Origin of the sequence: Maribacter litopenaei (assembly GCF_025244665.1) — a bacterium.
GTDB classification, from domain to species: Bacteria; Bacteroidota; Bacteroidia; order Flavobacteriales; family Flavobacteriaceae; genus Maribacter; species Maribacter litopenaei.
In genome coordinates this window covers 2,797,328-2,814,066 of record NZ_CP104205.1, presented here as the reverse complement: position 1 = coordinate 2,814,066, position 16,739 = coordinate 2,797,328, and the positions used below count along the sequence as shown (strand labels likewise).

Sequence of the window (16,739 nt, the reverse complement as noted above, 5' to 3'; positions counted from 1 at the left end):
AATGAAAAACTGGATACTATTGCTCCTTTTCACCTTTGCGGTTGCACAAATCACGGCACAGGACCAACCCAAGCGAACCATTGTTACCACCGATGGCGAAATTGATGATGTGGATACCTTTATTCGTTACCTCATGTATTCCAATGAATTTGATACGGAAGGATTGGTATATTCCAGCTCCATGTGGCATTGGAAAGGAGATGGTAAAGGAACACCGTTTACCTCTGAAATGGAAATGACCCGTAGGATCTATGGGGAAAACGTTACGGATTTACGGTGGCCGGGAACCAATTGGATCCAAGAATTGTTGGCGGAATATGCCAAAATTCACCCCAAACTGATGTTGCACGATGAGCGCTATCCCTCCGCTGAGGCATTGTTGCAACTGGTAAAAGTGGGCAATATCGATTTTGAGGGCGAAATGGCTACACGAACCAATGGATCGGAATGGATCGCCCAAAAATTATTGGACGATGATCCGCGTGAAATCTTTCTTCAGGCTTGGGGTGGCACCAATACGATTGCCCGCGCTCTAAAGTCAATTGAAGAAGATTATTCCAAAAAACGCAATTGGAAGGAAATCAAGGCAAAAGTTTCTAAAAAGGCCATTATTTATACAATCATGGACCAAGATGCGACCTACAAAAAATACATAGATCCCAATTGGCCGGAGATACGGGTTTTTTATAATGCCAATCAGTTTTGGTGCTTTGCCTATCCTTGGAAAAGGGTTGTGCCCAAAAGTCAGCAACCCTATTTAGAGGGTAGTTTTATGGGCCCGAATATCATCAATGACCACGAATCGCTTTTTGAAAAATACTACTCCTATGGCGACGGACAGAAACAGGAAGGCGACCCCAACCATTTTGAGGGTGATATTTCAAAAATCGTAAATACGGAACGGGGCAGTTTTTCAAAATATGATTTCATTTCCGAAGGTGATTCCCCAGCTTTTTTGCATTTGGTCAATGTTGGGTTGGTCAATTACGAGGATCCTTCTCGCGGCGGGTGGAGTGGCCGTTTTGAGCAATCAGCCGAAAATCCGTACCGATATGAAGATGGGGAGGCCGCATCTGACTTAAATCCAGAAACAGGTGAGATGGATACCAGCTATCCACAGACCCGATGGATCAAGGCCATGCAATTGGATTTTGCTGCACGAGCCGATTGGGCCGTAAAGTCATTCGAAGAGGCCAACCATGCCCCGGTAATCAATGTAACTGAAGGAACTTCGATTATAGCGGCTGCTGGAGAAGAAGTAACCTTGAATCCTACATTTACCGATCCTGATGGTCATGGAGTTTGGTTCAACATTTGGCCTTATGCCGAAGCCGGAGATGGCGCTGCCACTGTAGAAACCAAAGAAGGGGTTACCACAGTACAATTGCCAAAAACTGCTAAAACTGGTGAAGAATACCATGTAATTGTTGAGGGTAGTGATGCTGGATTCCCATCTTTGACCAGGTATCAACGGGTAATAATCACCATCAAATAAAGGTCAGTCAAATTTACTTGGTAAAATTCCACTTCGAAATACGTTAGAATAAAAAAAGGCTATCAAAAAGAATTGTTCTTTCGGATAGCCTTTATTATATGAGAAAGATGTCAGTGCTTGAACAACATTGGGGTAAACCAGGTCAGGTATTTTCTCCATACCTTCCACACATGTCCGCCATCGGTTTCCACATAGGTGTATTCCAAGCCAACATCATCCAATGTTTTTCTAAAATCAATGTTCGAATCAAACAGAAAGTCGTCGGTTCCAATGGCTATCCAATATAATTCAAATCCATTTTCCTTTTGTTTTTTCAGCCCTTTCTTATATTCTTTATAAATACCTTCGGCGGAAACACGTCTTAAACTTCCTGTGGATGAAAAGACTCCAATATAATCAAAAGTGTCCTCATAAATCCGAGATATATGGACAGTGTGAAACCCACCCATTGACAAACCAGCGATGGCTCGATGGGCTTTATCAGGAATAACTCGATAATTAGCTTCAACAAAATCGATGATCTCTTTAAAGCCAATTTCAAAGTCCCCAGGTTCATCAGCCCTATCCTTTTCACTGCTGGGTTTATAGAATCCCATAGTGCTCTCACCGGGTGCCGCCTCCATGGCCATATGCCCATTTGGCATGACCATGATCATGGGTTTTGCTTCACCTTTACCAATTAAATTGTCCAAAATTTGGGTAGCCCTACCAAATGAACTCCATTCGCCTTCGTCACCCCCGTAGCCATGCAATAAATAAAGTACTGGATATTTGTCTTTACCCTTTTCATAACCTGGTGGAGTATATACGGTCAATCTTCTCTCTTTGCCCGACTTTTTTGATGGATACCAAGGATGAGAAACCGTACCATGAGGTACATCGTTTACCAAATAATTATCACCTAACCCATTACCAACCACAAAAACATTGCTAATGGTAGCAAAATCTCGAAAAACGTATGGATTGTTTGGGTCGGCTGTGGCAACCCCATCTACCACAAAAAGGTACATATACATTTCAGATGCCAATGGCTTAGTGGTCAGTGTCCAAACACCGTTTTCGTCTTTCGTCATGGGTAGAAGTCCAGTTCCAACTACTCCTCCAACAGGATTCTCCTCGGCTTTTTCGGCAAAATCTCCAGCTACTTCCACTTTTTTTGCATCCGGGGCAACGAAACGGAATGTCACCGTATTGTCCGGATGTACCACCGCGGACTCTATGTCCTGTGCTCCAAATAAATTCTGTTGTGCTTTGGCAAACAAAGTACCTAAAGCAAAAAGGGTCAAAAAAACTATTTTCTTCATATTAAAAATATTTTTAATTATTGAATGGTTATAACGGTACGTAAATATCTAATCAGTGAAGGTGCACCTTGATCTGCCGCTTGTAAAACAAGGTGGATAGTTTCACCAGGCTTGGCATTCGGGGTATGGTAAAGGTAGTCTTAGTTTTCTTGGGATTATCCACTGAGAGACTATCCCCTTGATAGGTTCCCACGGGAAAATACCACCATTTAATATCCACCTCATCCCCGTCAGGATCGGTGACACTAGCATCAATGATCACTTGCTCACCAGGTTTTGCCTTAAGACTCAAGGACCTGTGATATTTGGGTAATGGTTGGCATCTTCATAATTTGGGGTCACCGACCATTTCATTCTTGCGGCTTCAGAAAAGTTCCTTTCTCGGATACATATTTGGAAATGTTTGGGCTTCAGTATTCGATTCAGGAATTCGATTCCCCATTAAGGCAGCAAGATTTACCGATTCTCCGGATTTAGCTGCTTCTACGACCCTATTGTGGAGCATCATAATGTCTGCACTCATATAACCTGGATGACCTGATCGAGGGGTATCGGATTTAGGATCCCACCGCCCTGTCCAACCGCCCCACGTGGGATCTTCCCATGCACGCAGACCATTATCAATAAGGTTATAAAAGCAAAAACTGTCCCCATCACCGTAGAGGGTTCCAATGGGCTCCGGAGATCTCCAAACAATATAGCCAATGTCGGCCAATTCCTGAACTGATTGACCATTATACATACCAATATAGTCCATAACATCACCAGGTACCATCTGTTTCCCGTCACCCCACGTTCTAACCAAATCCCCTATGGGGCCTAGCTTCAAATTCTTTTCAGTCCATTCCGGCGAAGTCAAAAAATCATATTCACTATTGTCATAGACGCCCATACCCCCACGAGTATTTTCAACATAGGCATCGGGCCAATTCACTGCGATATACTTATTGTAGGCATTGTCTTGGTCACCAGAAAGTGCTAACACAATCTTTTTACTGACTTTTTTATAAATACTATCCCATTTGGGTGTGTTTTTATAATCGTCTTCAATAGACCTTAATGCGGCGGCAATTGAAGAGGATCCACCCCAAGCTTGAAGAAATAAAGGTCCTGCTCCATCATCCAGTATATTCTTTTTAATAAGGTTAGAACCTTCGGTATCGTAAGAGTAATCCCCTTCAAACTCAACATTACCTTGTACCGTTATAGAACGTAGGTATTCAGGGGTTGGATATTCGGGATCATGTACCTTAAGGTTCTTGTAGCTTTTTTCGTAGGCATCTAGAATATCATCTATAAAACGTTCTTCCTGTGTATACCGCCATGATGTCTGAGGACCTAATCCCAAATGATCATATTCACTACCCTCGATAAATTGGGTGGTTCCTTTTCCATCTCCCTTCCAGTGAAAGCGACTGCTTGTATAGACAAGCCCATCAATTTGATAATCTGTTGCGTGCAAAAGAAAACGAATCATAGAATTGTTATCATCCAATTCAGGATCCGCAGTTACTATGGTTCTAGGCTTGAGGGTTTCGTTGGATCCTTCCTTATTTGTATTCGTGGAGTCAGAAGGCTGACAAGACACCATTGTGGCCAATACCACCGTGTATATCAAATAAACTAATTTTCTCATTGTGTATTCTATCGTTATTAAGTATTTCGATTAATTTTTCATGCTCTTAGAGGAAATCAACTTTTTGAATAGGTAAGAAGCACCTCGTATTTTTAAGGTCAAAAAGGATAACGACCAAATATTTCCTTATTCCCAAATAACTTTGTATTATTTTTTAAATGTATCATTAAAGTTACTTTAATTTTGTAATATTAGTAATTAATCTCCATTAAGACAAAAAAAAGATAATAAAAGAAAATAATAATAATTATTTTAAATCATAAATGGTGCTTACGAATTGAATAAAACCTTATAAATATGAGCTATCCACTGCACATCGTGAACTATATTAATTCAACTTTGATATTTTTTGTTTTACTTTCGATATTCTCATGTAAGCGCATAAAAAACGACGTATATGTTGAGAATGAAGTAGCCACTTCCAATCATGAAATAGCAAGTCAACTACAGTTTCCGGAGGGGCCAATTCCTTTGTCCGATGGTAGTGTATTGGTGGTGGAAATGGCGCGTGGTACTTTGACCAATATTTCTCCTGATGGAGTTGTGACCGAAGTTGCCAAGCTCGGCGGAGGTCCCAATGGGGCTGCCATAGGACCGGACAGAGCGGTTTATATATGTAATAATGGGGGCTTAAAATGGATAGAAAGAGTAAATATGTTGATACCGGGTGAAGCGGCTGACGATTATAAGCATGGTTCTATTCAAAGGGTTCATTTGGAGACCAAAGAAACGGAAACGGTTTACACCCACTGTAATGGGCGAAGGTTAAGCGCTCCAAACGATATTGTTTTCGATAAAAAGGGTGGAATGTGGTTCACTGATCAAGGAAAGTATTTTTCAGAATATAAAGAACATGGGGCCATTTATTACGCCAAACCGGATGGAAGTTACATTAGTTTGCAGGCCGATAATCTCGAATCTCCTAATGGTATTGGGTTATCGCCCGACGAAAAGTATTTATACTATGCCGAGACCACCACAGGTAGGCTCTATAGTTATGAGATAAAGGATACCGGGAAACTTAAACTAGAATCCAAAAAATTGATAGTTGGTTTACCTGGAAATCAAATGTTTGATTCTTTGTCGCTTGATATCAAAGGCAATATTTACGTGGCTACCTTGATAAATGGAGGGATTACTATAATCTCTCCCCAAGGACAAATTTTAGGGCATATTGCCACTGGTGATTTCCTGACCACGAGCATTTCATTTTTTTTCAAAAAAGCTTATATCACACTCGGTGCAACTGGTAAATTGGTTTCGATGGAGTTGAAGAACGAAGGGCTTCCAGTAAATTTTTAAGTCATATTTACCTCAAATAGAGCTTGGAGATTGTTAGGTGCCACTACAAATCTAAATTCAAAAGTTTAGAACGGTTCTCGTTATTTAAAATACCACAACAAAACCAGTAATCCATTGAAGTATTGAAAACAAGAAATATATAATTTTTATTATTTATTATTATTTATGAATATTTATTATATATGTTTGTTTTAATTATTATTATTAAAAATAAATAAAATGAAACGTGTATTTAGGTTTTTAATTATCGTGGTTGGAATGTTCAATTTAAATGTACAAGGGCAACAACAAATTCAACCCGATAATTTGGCTTTGAAGGTGGATAAAAGTAAACAGGCTAGAATTATAATAACAACCGATTTAGAAGCAGATGATATGAATGGTCTTATTTTAAGCCTAATGTATTCTGACCAATATGACCTTGCTGGAATTGTTTGGACTTCAGGTATGTATCATTTTAACGGGGACAATGGGCAGCATACACTGGGTGAGATTACTCCAAATTACCGGTGTAACGCCCAGCATTGCGAACATCGTGTGGAAAGTGCAGCCGATCTTACGGAATACCGTCCTGTTGATCCTACGTGGCTTGACAGAATAGTGGATTATTATGAGATCGATTATCAAATGATGAGTAAAAATAATCCCAATTTCCCGACTCCCGAATACATCCGAAGTATATCTAAAGTAGGTAATATTGAATTTGAAGGGGACTACCGTTTCGAGACCGAAGGCTCTAAATTGATTATGGATCTCATTATGGATGATGATATGCGACCACTCCATATTCAACATTGGGGTGGAATTAATACTACAGTTCGAGCGCTTTACTCAATTTACGAAAAGTATCATGGCACTCCGTAATGGGAAACTGTTCTAGCAAAAGTCATATCCAAAGTTCGCTTCATGGGAAGCGGGGAGGACAATTGTCGCGCTGATAGTAATATTGATGAGATGTTCCCCGGTTTGCAAGACCTAGGATATGGAACTGGATTTTTTAGCTACGGTTCCTTCTTTGCGGCCAGTTATAACTCAGACAGGCGAGCTAATGAAAAATTGCAACCATATCTACATGCAGATTTTATTCTTGATGCATATAAAAAGGGGCATGGCAAGCTACCGGAGGAAATCCAGTTGATGGGTGAAGGTCGTGCCATTTATGGCGAACCTATTATTTACAATTATGGTCTTATTACCTACATGGATTGGGCAAAATCGGCAGAACTAGGCTGGGAATCGTAAAGCCTTAAAGATTTTAAGCGTGTCGACTTTAAACCTTATGATTGGAGTATTTGTCAATTTGGCTGCGCTTCTTATATAGATATTGGACTGCGTTCAGATGTTACTCATAGAACAAGTCAGTATATATTTAGAGAAAATGCTCAATCGCAGGATACCAGTGTGGGTGACCATTATACTATCATAATGTGGGAAGAATTAGCGGCAAGAGCTGATTGGGCGATAAAAGAGCCGGAAGACTGTAATCATGCTCCAATTGTAAACAAGGACAATCTGGAACTAAGTGCAAAGCCTGGACGAACAGTTGAAATTTCAGGTAAAGCAGTTGACCCGGACGGGGACAATCTCACGGCGAAATGGTGGATTCCTGCTATTTCCTGCACCTATAAGGACGGAAAAGGGAAAGGCCTTGCAGTTTCCTCTGAAAATGGTTGGAAAACACAGTTTGTCGTACCCAACGACGCAAAGAAAGGCGACGTGTTTGTAATAAATCTAGAAGTTAAGGATGACGCTTCTAGACCTATGACACGTTTTGCACAATACATTATTACCGTTGGATAATCATTAGTTGGTAGATTAATCTTCGAGAATTTATCATAACGTATCATAGTTATTGTCATAGGATGAATTTTAATTCTTAAAATGTTATATCCTTGGTACGCTATTCTCAGTCCAGATTCTAATTTATTAACTAAACATTACCTACATACCTCTTTTATTCAATATGACATAATTTAAATTTTCCTGACAATAAGTTGAATTAACAGATTACCTGAGTTGCCAGTTCCCTGCTATATTTTTAAAGAGTGAAAGTTGGATTTTTCAAAATCAAACCATCTTTAATTACATTTAATTAATGTGTCCGAGACCTTTAGAATATGACAAATTATTTGAAATGCTATAATTGGTGATGTGGATTTTTTATTAAAACCATCTGCTCATTTTATAAAGTACTATTTTGGTAAAATCATTTGACTTTTGTGTCTCACATTATCTTGGAGTCAAATTCATCTATTATGCTAGTCTCAAATGAATTTAAATAGGCCTGAGTCATTGCTTCAGTCGTGTGGCCAAGACTGTCTTGTATGATATTGCTTGGTGCACCACTTCTTTTTAGAATATTTGCATACGTATGTCGTGCACTATAGATTGTGAAATGAGGAAGGTCGAGTACTTTGGAAATACGTTTTAAATACCCATTTTGTCTCTTCCTTTTATTTTTCACTGCTTCATACAATTGGTTGGGACTCATTTTTTTATTTGGCAAAATGGGTAAAACGAAAGAATCTTTATCAAAATCGACCTCATTGTATTTTTTCAACAGTTCCTTCAAGGCTGGAACAATTTTAATGGAAAATAATTTATTTCTTGTCTTGGCTCTTATGTAAGTAATTCGATCTAAGTCTCCTTGAATATCCCGGCCTTTTAATAAAGACATATCCATCCAGTTCATGCCTCTTAGGTAAAATGAAACTAGATATAGGTCTCTTGCCTTTGTAAGCACATTTTCTTTAAATTCAGCAGTTTTCAGAATATTCAGTTGTTCTTCGTTTAAAAACATTCTTTTTGGGGTACCGCTTTTTATGGCATAATCTCTAAAGGGATTGTACTTTTCATTGATTATTCCAGATTTGATAGCCCTTTTATATACAGCACGAAGTGTCCTCATAGAAACGCTTAATCCCCCAGCCGTATTTCCCTCGGCATAATGCTTGGTCTCTAATTTTTTAAGAAATGTATAATCTATTTGCCTAAAGGGTAAAGGTTTTTCTCCATATGACCTAACAATCCAATTTCTCAAATCTCTATACACTCCTGCGTTGCCAAACTTTCTTGCCGTTTTTAAATCGGATATTACTTGGTCAGTAAATGCAAAAAAATCGATATCGTTCCTACCTTTGCCTTGTATTTCTTTTTTAAGAGAAGGCATAGATATAACTTCAGCCCTTCCCTCTTGTTCTAGTAAAGTAACTGTATCATATACCTTTTTAATTTTTTCTTGAATAGCATTATTTAGTCGGGTAACATTCGATGTAACTTTACTTGAAGATTTTATTCTTTGATTCTTTGCATCAAAGTCTTTATCTGTCATATTTATTCCAAGAGGAAGATAGGTGGTTTTACGGTCGTAAGTTATCCTGATAACTAGAGGATAGGTTCCATCTTTTTTTTGTCTAACTTTATTAAGTAGAACCTTGGTGGTTAGCATCTGTTTTAAAATTTATAAACTATTTATAAACAAATATAGGTTTTATTCGGTATTATTTGAAATATTATATTTTATAAGTGGTTGTTATACAGTAATATAAAAATTTATGGAGCCAAATAAAACCATAATTCAACAGTCTTACAAGCAGGGGGTCACTGGTTCGAATCCAGTAGGGCCCACGAATTAAAAAAACCCGTACTTAACGTAGTACGGGTTTTTTGTTTTTACTTGAACAAAGAGATGTATTTTCCTGATTTTTCTAGAAAATTATTTCCATTTCGGGGTTTTTAACTTTGAACTCCTGTACTATGTTTTTATCTGCCGATGTATTCCAAAGATAAATGCGTTTTAAGTTTGGAAACTTGGACAGGTCTTCCAGGCATTTTTCCGAAACACCGGTCGCATATAGATTAATACTTTCTAAATGCTCTAGCATCGAAATCTGCTTAATACCTGCATCGGTAAGATAGGTTTTTTCTAATTGCAGCCTTGTGAGGTTAGGGAATTGGGAAATATAATTGGCTTGGTTATCCGATATATTACTTTGTGCCAGTGATAGCCAGGTAATATGATTAGCCACGTTCAATAACAATTTGATTTTTTCTTCGGTAAGATTTTGTTCGTTATACTCTATATCTAACAGGTTATTATCTTCTCCAAGTTTTTTTACCAAAAACCCGTTATCTATTAGTTTTGCAATATCTAAAGAATCCGCTGGCTTGATTTTTACCGATTCGTACCAAGGTCCGGGTGAGGTATCGATTCCATATGTTTTTGAAAGTATTGATTTTATAGGCTCTGACGTATTTCCTTCTTCAATTTTCATTTTGAAATCTGCGCCATTTGTAATCCACCAATCCAATAGTTGAATTTCCGAATAGGTTAGGGGCTCCCCGACAGGGGGCATATATTTTTGGCTCTTTTGCGAAAGTGTAACCCTGCTAAAAAGTTCACTTTTGGTAGAATTCCCAGCAATTAGAATTGACCCGGATTCACCTCCTATGAGCAATGAATCGGGATGTTGCATATTCAATTCTCCCCTTTGGACATCGGCATTGTGGCATGCCCAACATTTTTCCTGAAGTATAGGTTCTAATAAATCTTTATAAACCAATATGGAATCCCGACTGGAAAAATCGATTTTACTAAATTCATTCTTTTCCGTTAGCTTGTTTTTGATGAAAGGTGGAGCATATTCCAAAAGGTAATCCGATTCATGGGTAAGGGTGCCTCCCAAATGTCCCTCTATAAAAATAACCAAAAGGACAAGTATGTTTACAGTAGACTGAAGCCAAGTCGAAGAGTGTTTCCAATTTTTTTTAAGCCTCCAACCAATAAATGCCAATAGCACTAATGATACTCCAAGCCAACGATGAAAAAACAAATCTTCTTCCGAGATATAGTCCTGTTTCCCCTAACCACCATCCGTAAATAATGGAGGCTAAACCTCCAACACTCCCCAATAACCATGCGTACCCAATTAATGGATCAATTTTCCTTCCTTTGAGTCGTTGGTACCATTCCATAAAAATGGCCAACAACAGAAATCCGATGGGCAAGTGGACCAAAACGGGATGAAACCGACCTAAAAAATAGGTAAAGTCTGAGGATAGGAACAGCGTCATTTATAATATTTGATTTAAACCCTGTGGAGTTTAATGGGATATGTTTTTCCCGATGCCCATTGTGGAACATACAGATTACCATCGGAATCGATTAGGACGTCGTGCGGATTCCTGAAGGTAGTCCCGTCATATTTAGGTTCGACGAGGACATTGTTTAAATACTCAGGTGCGCTACCACCCGGAAAAGAAACTACTTTATTATCTGCATCCAGTACGGCCAGCATACCGTCCCAGGAATCCCAAGTTTTTGTTACAATTACCGCAAAATAGATATTATTTCCATGAATAACTGGCCTGCAAATGGAACACCCCGGTAATTTAGTACTTTCCAAATGTTCTCCATCCAAAGAAAACCTTTTGAACTCTTGACTTGCACGTGAAGTAATCAAAAGTGTCGGGTTGGTGGCATCTCTTGTATCAAGGGTGATACCATGGCAACAATTAAACTTATCGGAATCTTCTCCGCTCCCCCCAAAATGATTTAAATATTCCCCTTTCTCGTTGTAGTGGATGATATAATTTTGCCCGTAGCCATCTGCTACAAAGAACTCACCATTGGGTAAAATGGTGGTTTCGGTCGGTTTAAACTGTTCATCACTTTGGTAACCGGATACTTCCCGAGGTCTCTCCAATGTCATTAAAATTTGGCCATCCAATGTTGTTTTATGAACTTTATGTGTTTCCGGGTCTGTTATAAATAAAAATTGGTCGCTTCCTTCTCCCATGATGGAAAGACCATGGGCCCCTGGAAATTCCCTTCCCCAAGATTTTAAAACTTTTCCGGACGTATCATAAACGATGATATTATCATTGTTTGCACCGGTAGTCGTCATCAATATTCTTCCTTGGTTGTCCATTACCATTTCATGGCAATCATTAATAGGTACTTTAGATGGGTCTTGTACTCCCCACTCCTTATCCACTTTATAGGTAAAATCACCATGTCCAACAATACCGTCCATATATTTTTTAGGTTTTAAAATACCGAAAGTCTCCTTAGGTATTATCATACTTGCAGTTGTGGCTGCAAGCGTATTTTTTATAAATACTCTTCTCTTATTTTTCATGTACCGATTTATTTTAGGCCAAAATTTCTTTAACAATTTCACCGTGAACGTCCGTAAGGCGATATCTTCTTCCTTGAAATTTAAATGTTAGGCGTTCATGGTCAATTCCCAATAAATGCATTACAGTGGCCTGAAAATCATGAATATGAACGGGCCGTTGCGTGATATTAAAACCAAAATCATCTGTGGCACCCAAGGTCATTCCCCCTTTAATTCCAGCGCCAGCCATAAAAATTGTAAAGCATTTACCATGATGGTCCCTGCCAAAATTCGTCTCTGTCAACTGACCTTGTGAGTAATTGATCCGTCCAAATTCACCACCCCATATGACCAAGGTGTCCTCAAGCATTCCCCTTTGTTTCAAGTCTGTTATAAGTGCGGCCGTTGCCTGATCGGTATCTTTACACTGTCTTTTAAGGGCACTGGGCAAATTTCCATGTTGATCCCACCCTTGGTGATATAATTGTATGAATTTCACATCTCTTTCGGCCAACCGCCTTGCCGGAAGTGCATTGGCAGCAAAAGTTCCGGGAATTTTACTGTCATCGCCATACATGGAATAAATATAATCTGGTTCGTCCGATGTGTCCATAATTTCCGGAACCGAGGTTTGCATTCTAAAGGCCATTTCATACTGAGCCATTCTTGCCAATATTTCTGGATCTCCGATGTCCTTTTGGTTTAATTGCTCCAACTTTTGAAGATAATCTAACTGCTCCCTTCTTCCTTGTGAATCTACTCCAGGTGGATTGGTTAAATATAGTACAGGGTCTTTTCCCGCCCTAAATTGAACTCCTTGATGCTGAGAAGGCAAGAATCCATTTCCCCATAGTCTTGAATACAAGGGCTGACCTCCTGTTTTTCCTTTTGTTACCAGCACAACAAATTCAGGTAGATTTTTGTTGTCGGTACCAAGACCATAGCTTAGCCAAGAGCCCATAGACGGCCTTCCGGGTAATTGGGATCCTGTTTGTATAAAGGTAATGGCCGGGTCGTGATTGATAGCTTCCGTATACATAGATTTTATGAAACATAGATCGTCCACTATTTTGGAAGTATGCGGCATTAAATCCGTCATCCAAGCACCACTGCCACCAAATTGATTGAATGTTGACAAAGTACCTGCCAAAGGTAGAGAGGCTTGCCCGGATGTCATTCCGGTCAATCGTTGTCCCCCATGCACACTTTCCGGCAAATCTTGGCCTTGCATTTTATTTAAGAGTGGTTTGTAATCAAATAAATCTAATTGGGATGGAGCCCCACTCTGAAAAAGGTAAATAATCCTCTTGGCCTTTGGTGCAAAATGAGGCTGACCCAAAACCCCTCCGCCGTTTGCGAAATCTTTTTGTAGTGTTTTTGGGGTATTTCCAAAAAGCAATGAGGAATCCATTAGTGAACCAAGGCTAAGTGCGCCCATGCCTAAAGATGTCTTGGTCAAAAAATCCCTTCTTGAATAATTTTTATTGTGATTGTTGCACATAGGTTTTTGGATTATCTTTTAGTGTAGGCCTCATCATGGTTCAATAGGGTATTGGCCACTATTGTCAATGCGGCCGTCTTTGTCATGTCCAGGGAATTATCGGCAATTTTATTCCCTACTGATAATAGCTGTGTGACTTCGGTTGGATTTTTTTGAAATCTGCTTTTTTGTTGGTTAAATAATTCCATTAACAATTGTAACTCGGCTGTTTTAGGTTTACGGCTTGTTGTCAGTCTAAAAGCATGGGTAATTTGATTCTCCAAGGTGTCGCCGCCTTCTTTTTGAATCCTTTCCGCAAGTACTCTAGACGCTTCAACAAACTGTTTGTCGTTTAACAGCACAAGAGCCTGCAGTGGCGTATTGGTATTCTCCCTTGAGATGGTACAAACCTCTCTAGAAGGAGCATCAAAGGCTATCATTGCTGGATGGAGTTGCGTACGTCTTACAAACGTATAAAGGCTCTTGCGATATAGACTATCGCCTTTTGATTCCTTATATCTCATTAATTCATGTGAAAAGCTTGTTTTTTCAATCCGGAGATCAGCGGGTTGGTATGGTTTTACACTTTTACCTCCAACTGTTTCTACCAATAGCCCACTGGCTGCCAATGCATTATCCCTTATTAGTTCCGCAGGTAACCTGTAGGTATTGCTTCTTGCCGGATAAAGGTTTTCGGGGTCTTTTTGCCATAGTTCCTCAGATACTTTGGAAGATTGCCTATAGGTATGTGACATAACCATTTTTTTCAATAATGCCCTTACATCCCAATTACTTTCCATAAATGTAATGGCCAACCAGTCCAACAACTCAGGATGACTAGGGAGAGATCCTTGCACACCAAAATCTGTAGGTGTGTCCACCAATCCTTTCCCAAAAAGGAGTTGCCAGTATCTATTGACCGTAACCCGAGCGGTCAAAGGATGATCTTTTGAAAAAAGCCATTTTGAGAAACCCAATCTATTTTTTGGCAAATCTTCCGGAAATTCCGGTAAAATGGATAGGGTATTCGCATCGACCTCCAAGGTGGGTTGGTCATAATTTCCACGATCATATAAAAAGGCTTTTCTTTTTGTTGGCATTTCTTCCATAACCATTACTTCCATAACAGGTTCCATGGTTGTTAGCCAATCTGCCCTTAACGCTTTTAATTCTTTTTCCAAATTTTGAACTTCCGCGGATTGCTGAACCCAATAAGTCTTGTCTATTGGAGGATTATCCGTTTCGTTTTGGAGCGATGCCAATCTTTTAATCTCAATAGGAGACAGACTCCTAGTAAAAAGTCGTATTTCATCAATTTTACCTAGAAAAATTCCATTCTCGCCAGTAAAGCCTCTGTAACTTTTTGCTACCCTTACAGGAGCATGATAAGCCGAATGGTCCCCGCTTCTAATCGTCTTGATGCTTTTATACAAATTGTCGAAAACTATTTCTGAATCAGCTTCTTTACCATTGATAAAAAGGTTCAGGTCTTTTGCTTTTGATGAACCGGTATAGGTAAAAGCCACATGATTCCATTCATTTGTTTTGATGGAATCCTTAGTCCTAACCTGAATATAATTATGGGGCAGGGAGTGGATGAGCCTTGCGTTAAGACGATTGGAACCATCCGGATAAAAATCCCAGCCGCGCCAAAAATTGTTTTTGTCCCCGGATGTGCCCATAATGGTCCGGGTTTTTGAAGAATCCCTTTTTGCGGTGTTGATCCATAGACTTGCAGAAAATGAATCCATCCATTCAAAGTTTGGAATATTGTGAAGATATAATTCGTCATATTCCCCATTGAAAAGAAATGCTTTACCCTTGATGCCCTGCACCACTTTTGGCGCCTCCCTTGTAGTGGCATCCTTGTTTTGATCCGCAACATGACCTTTATTGGTTTTTGAGAGCTTATCTAGTGGATAGTAATCCAACTTTCCGGTTTCAGTAAATGAGTCGGGTAAGGACTTGATAAATTTCTCAAGTTGTGCCATTTCATTTTTGGTCAGTGCCAGTTGCTTTTCTTTCTTGCCAATCTTACTTTGAAGATCGTTCAACTTTACCTCTGTATTTTTGTCCGGAAGGGAGAGCATCGGCCCGTAATTACCATCGTCACCGGTCATTCCCAATTCCTTGACATTATTAAAGAATGCAGACATTTGAAAGTAGTCCTCTTGGCTAATAGGGTCGAACTTATGATCATGACACTTTGCACAGGCCACTGTAAGTCCCATGAAAGCTGTAGAAACGGTTTCTGTACGGTCAAAAACATAATTCAGTCTAAATTCTTCTTCTATGGCCCCGCCCTCGGCGGTCATAGGGTGATTTCTATTAAACGCCGTAGCCAATTTCTGATCTTTTGTGGAATTGGGTAGAAGGTCTCCCGCCAATTGCCAAGTAACAAATTGGTCGTAAGGCATGTTAGTTTTGAATGCATCTATGACCCAATCACGCCATGGCCACATCAATCGGGCCCCATCGGCGTGGAGTCCGTGGGAATCTGCATATCTTGAAAGGTCCATCCAGTCCAAGGCCAATCTTTCTGCATATGCATCGGTCTCGAGCAGTCTGTCCACCAATTTTTCATAAGCTTCATTACTTGAGTCCTTTAGAAAATCATCTATTTCCTCAATGGAGGGAGGTAACCCAGTTAAATCCATTGTTACCCTTCGAATTAATTTTTCCTTCTCGGCTTCTCGGCGAAGGGGAAAATTTATTAGTCTTCAGTTTTTCCTGTATAAAACCATCAATTTCATTGTGGTATGGCCAATCTTGGTTTAAATGTTGGGGAACAGGTTGTGTTTTGGGCTTAAGGAAGGCCCAGTGATTACTCCATTTGGCCCCTTGTTCTACCCATTTGATCAAAATAGCCTTCTCTGTTTTGGAGAGCGATAGGTTAGATTCCGGAGGTGGCATTTGAATTTCAGGATTGTCGCTAAGGATTCTTTCAATACACTCGCTATCACTTGGACTTCCTTTAGCGAATGCGGTATTGCCCGATTCGAGCATCTTGAATGCAATTTCTTCTACGTCTAACCGCAGGCCTGCTTTTCGTGTATTTTCATCCGGCCCATGGCATGCATAACATCGATCTGACAAAATAGGCTTAACATGGTAGTTGAAATCTATATTTTCAGGCAAATCAGCATAAGCTACCTCTAACTCTTCCGGAACATTATATTGACAACCGAATAGGAAAAGTATTAAAAAGAAGAGGCCAAAATACTTGAAATTCATCTAGATAGGTGTCGAGGTTCTTCTTTAAATGTACATCTTTTTTTGAAAAGGTTACATTTAATAATGAGAAGAACTTTATAGATATTTGTCCAAAGGAGATTGACCTTTCTAATTTGAATTACATTCTTTTTAGCGAACTAAAATTTAGTAGTAACTTAGCCATCCAAAA

The 16,739-nt window shown here is 39.4% G+C and carries 14 protein-coding genes and 1 pseudogene; 5 read left to right on the top strand and 10 right to left on the bottom strand.

All coding sequences use genetic code 11. The features are described from left to right. Position 1: 1 nt before the first annotated feature. Positions 2–1,495, top strand: coding sequence for a DUF1593 domain-containing protein (locus NYZ99_RS15125; RefSeq protein ID WP_260572081.1), 1,494 nt, complete (start codon positions 2–4; stop codon positions 1,493–1,495). Between the two features lie 110 nt (positions 1,496–1,605). Here the strand turns inward: NYZ99_RS15125 and NYZ99_RS15120 are convergent, their stop codons facing one another. The 3 genes and pseudogenes from NYZ99_RS15120 to NYZ99_RS15110 form a co-directional block, all read right to left on the bottom strand. Then, on the bottom strand, positions 1,606–2,799 hold the full coding sequence (locus tag NYZ99_RS15120; protein WP_260572078.1) for an esterase: 1,194 nt from the start codon (positions 2,797–2,799) through the stop codon (positions 1,606–1,608). Between the two features lie 17 nt (positions 2,800–2,816). Then, positions 2,817–3,019, bottom strand: a pseudogene (locus tag NYZ99_RS15115) (hypothetical protein). Between the two features lie 144 nt (positions 3,020–3,163). Beyond that, positions 3,164–4,435, bottom strand: coding sequence for a DUF1593 domain-containing protein (locus NYZ99_RS15110; protein WP_260572075.1), 1,272 nt, complete (start codon positions 4,433–4,435; stop codon positions 3,164–3,166). 297 nt (positions 4,436–4,732) lie between these two features. Here NYZ99_RS15110 and NYZ99_RS15105 point away from each other — a divergent pair, with 297 nt between their 5' ends. The 4 genes from NYZ99_RS15105 to NYZ99_RS15090 all read left to right on the top strand — a co-directional run bounded on the left by NYZ99_RS15105 (position 4,733) and on the right by NYZ99_RS15090 (position 7,537). Then, the gene (locus NYZ99_RS15105) at positions 4,733–5,737 is read left to right on the top strand and encodes an SMP-30/gluconolactonase/LRE family protein (RefSeq protein WP_260572072.1); all 1,005 of its coding nucleotides are present in this window, start codon (positions 4,733–4,735) and stop codon (positions 5,735–5,737) included. Between the two features lie 219 nt (positions 5,738–5,956). Continuing rightward, positions 5,957–6,601 carry a DUF1593 domain-containing protein gene (locus tag NYZ99_RS15100; protein WP_260572068.1) on the top strand — a complete coding sequence of 215 codons (645 nt, stop codon included), beginning with the start codon at positions 5,957–5,959 and terminating at the stop codon, positions 6,599–6,601. 42 nt (positions 6,602–6,643) lie between these two features. Further along, positions 6,644–6,979: a hypothetical protein gene (locus NYZ99_RS15095; protein ID WP_260572066.1), complete on the top strand. Its 336-nt coding sequence runs from the start codon at positions 6,644–6,646 to the stop codon at positions 6,977–6,979. Between the two features lie 183 nt (positions 6,980–7,162). Beyond that, positions 7,163–7,537, top strand: coding sequence for a hypothetical protein (locus tag NYZ99_RS15090; protein WP_260572063.1), 375 nt, complete (start codon positions 7,163–7,165; stop codon positions 7,535–7,537). A 424-nt stretch (positions 7,538–7,961) separates the two neighbouring features. Here NYZ99_RS15090 and NYZ99_RS15085 read toward each other — a convergent pair whose 3' ends face one another. The 7 genes from NYZ99_RS15085 to NYZ99_RS15055 form a co-directional block, all read right to left on the bottom strand. Further along, positions 7,962–9,185 carry a site-specific integrase gene (locus NYZ99_RS15085; RefSeq protein WP_260572060.1) on the bottom strand — a complete coding sequence of 408 codons (1,224 nt, stop codon included), beginning with the start codon at positions 9,183–9,185 and terminating at the stop codon, positions 7,962–7,964. A 259-nt stretch (positions 9,186–9,444) separates the two neighbouring features. After that, entirely contained in the window at positions 9,445–10,446 is a 1,002-nt protein-coding gene (locus NYZ99_RS15080) for a c-type cytochrome domain-containing protein (RefSeq protein ID WP_260572059.1), read from the bottom strand. Positions 10,447–10,504: 58 nt separating this feature from the next. After that, entirely contained in the window at positions 10,505–10,810 is a 306-nt protein-coding gene (locus NYZ99_RS15075) for a DUF2231 domain-containing protein (RefSeq protein ID WP_260572058.1), read from the bottom strand. Between the two features lie 14 nt (positions 10,811–10,824). Beyond that, a complete protein-coding gene (locus tag NYZ99_RS15070; protein ID WP_260572057.1) occupies positions 10,825–11,877 on the bottom strand; it encodes an NHL repeat-containing protein in 1,053 nt (350 codons plus the stop codon). Between the two features lie 13 nt (positions 11,878–11,890). After that, a complete protein-coding gene (locus NYZ99_RS15065) occupies positions 11,891–13,357 on the bottom strand; it encodes a DUF1501 domain-containing protein (protein WP_260572055.1) in 1,467 nt (488 codons plus the stop codon). Positions 13,358–13,368: 11 nt separating this feature from the next. Further along, positions 13,369–15,993 (bottom strand): DUF1553 domain-containing protein, encoded by a 2,625-nt coding sequence (locus NYZ99_RS15060; protein WP_260572054.1) that lies wholly within the window; start codon positions 15,991–15,993, stop codon positions 13,369–13,371. Continuing rightward, positions 15,962–16,570 (bottom strand): c-type cytochrome domain-containing protein, encoded by a 609-nt coding sequence (locus tag NYZ99_RS15055; RefSeq protein WP_260572053.1) that lies wholly within the window; start codon positions 16,568–16,570, stop codon positions 15,962–15,964. Before NYZ99_RS15055 ends, NYZ99_RS15060 begins: the two co-directional genes overlap by 32 nt. Positions 16,571–16,739: the final 169 nt, after the last annotated feature.

What these genes read in the sequence shown, in the direction of transcription:
- NYZ99_RS15125 (WP_260572081.1), top strand. Translation starts at nt 2, where the DNA reads ATGAAAAACTGGATACTATTGCTCCTTTTCACCTTTGCGGTTGCACAA.
- NYZ99_RS15120 (WP_260572078.1), bottom strand. Translation starts at nt 2,799, where the DNA reads ATGAAGAAAATAGTTTTTTTGACCCTTTTTGCTTTAGGTACTTTGTTT.
- NYZ99_RS15110 (WP_260572075.1), bottom strand. Translation starts at nt 4,435, where the DNA reads ATGAGAAAATTAGTTTATTTGATATACACGGTGGTATTGGCCACAATG.
- NYZ99_RS15105 (WP_260572072.1), top strand. Translation starts at nt 4,733, where the DNA reads ATGAGCTATCCACTGCACATCGTGAACTATATTAATTCAACTTTGATA.
- NYZ99_RS15100 (WP_260572068.1), top strand. Translation starts at nt 5,957, where the DNA reads ATGAAACGTGTATTTAGGTTTTTAATTATCGTGGTTGGAATGTTCAAT.
- NYZ99_RS15095 (WP_260572066.1), top strand. Translation starts at nt 6,644, where the DNA reads ATGGGAAGCGGGGAGGACAATTGTCGCGCTGATAGTAATATTGATGAG.
- NYZ99_RS15090 (WP_260572063.1), top strand. Translation starts at nt 7,163, where the DNA reads ATGTGGGAAGAATTAGCGGCAAGAGCTGATTGGGCGATAAAAGAGCCG.
- NYZ99_RS15085 (WP_260572060.1), bottom strand. Translation starts at nt 9,185, where the DNA reads ATGCTAACCACCAAGGTTCTACTTAATAAAGTTAGACAAAAAAAAGAT.
- NYZ99_RS15075 (WP_260572058.1), bottom strand. Translation starts at nt 10,810, where the DNA reads ATGACGCTGTTCCTATCCTCAGACTTTACCTATTTTTTAGGTCGGTTT.
- NYZ99_RS15070 (WP_260572057.1), bottom strand. Translation starts at nt 11,877, where the DNA reads ATGAAAAATAAGAGAAGAGTATTTATAAAAAATACGCTTGCAGCCACA.
- NYZ99_RS15065 (WP_260572055.1), bottom strand. Translation starts at nt 13,357, where the DNA reads ATGTGCAACAATCACAATAAAAATTATTCAAGAAGGGATTTTTTGACC.
- NYZ99_RS15060 (WP_260572054.1), bottom strand. Translation starts at nt 15,993, where the DNA reads ATGGATTTAACTGGGTTACCTCCCTCCATTGAGGAAATAGATGATTTT.
- NYZ99_RS15055 (WP_260572053.1), bottom strand. Translation starts at nt 16,570, where the DNA reads ATGAATTTCAAGTATTTTGGCCTCTTCTTTTTAATACTTTTCCTATTC.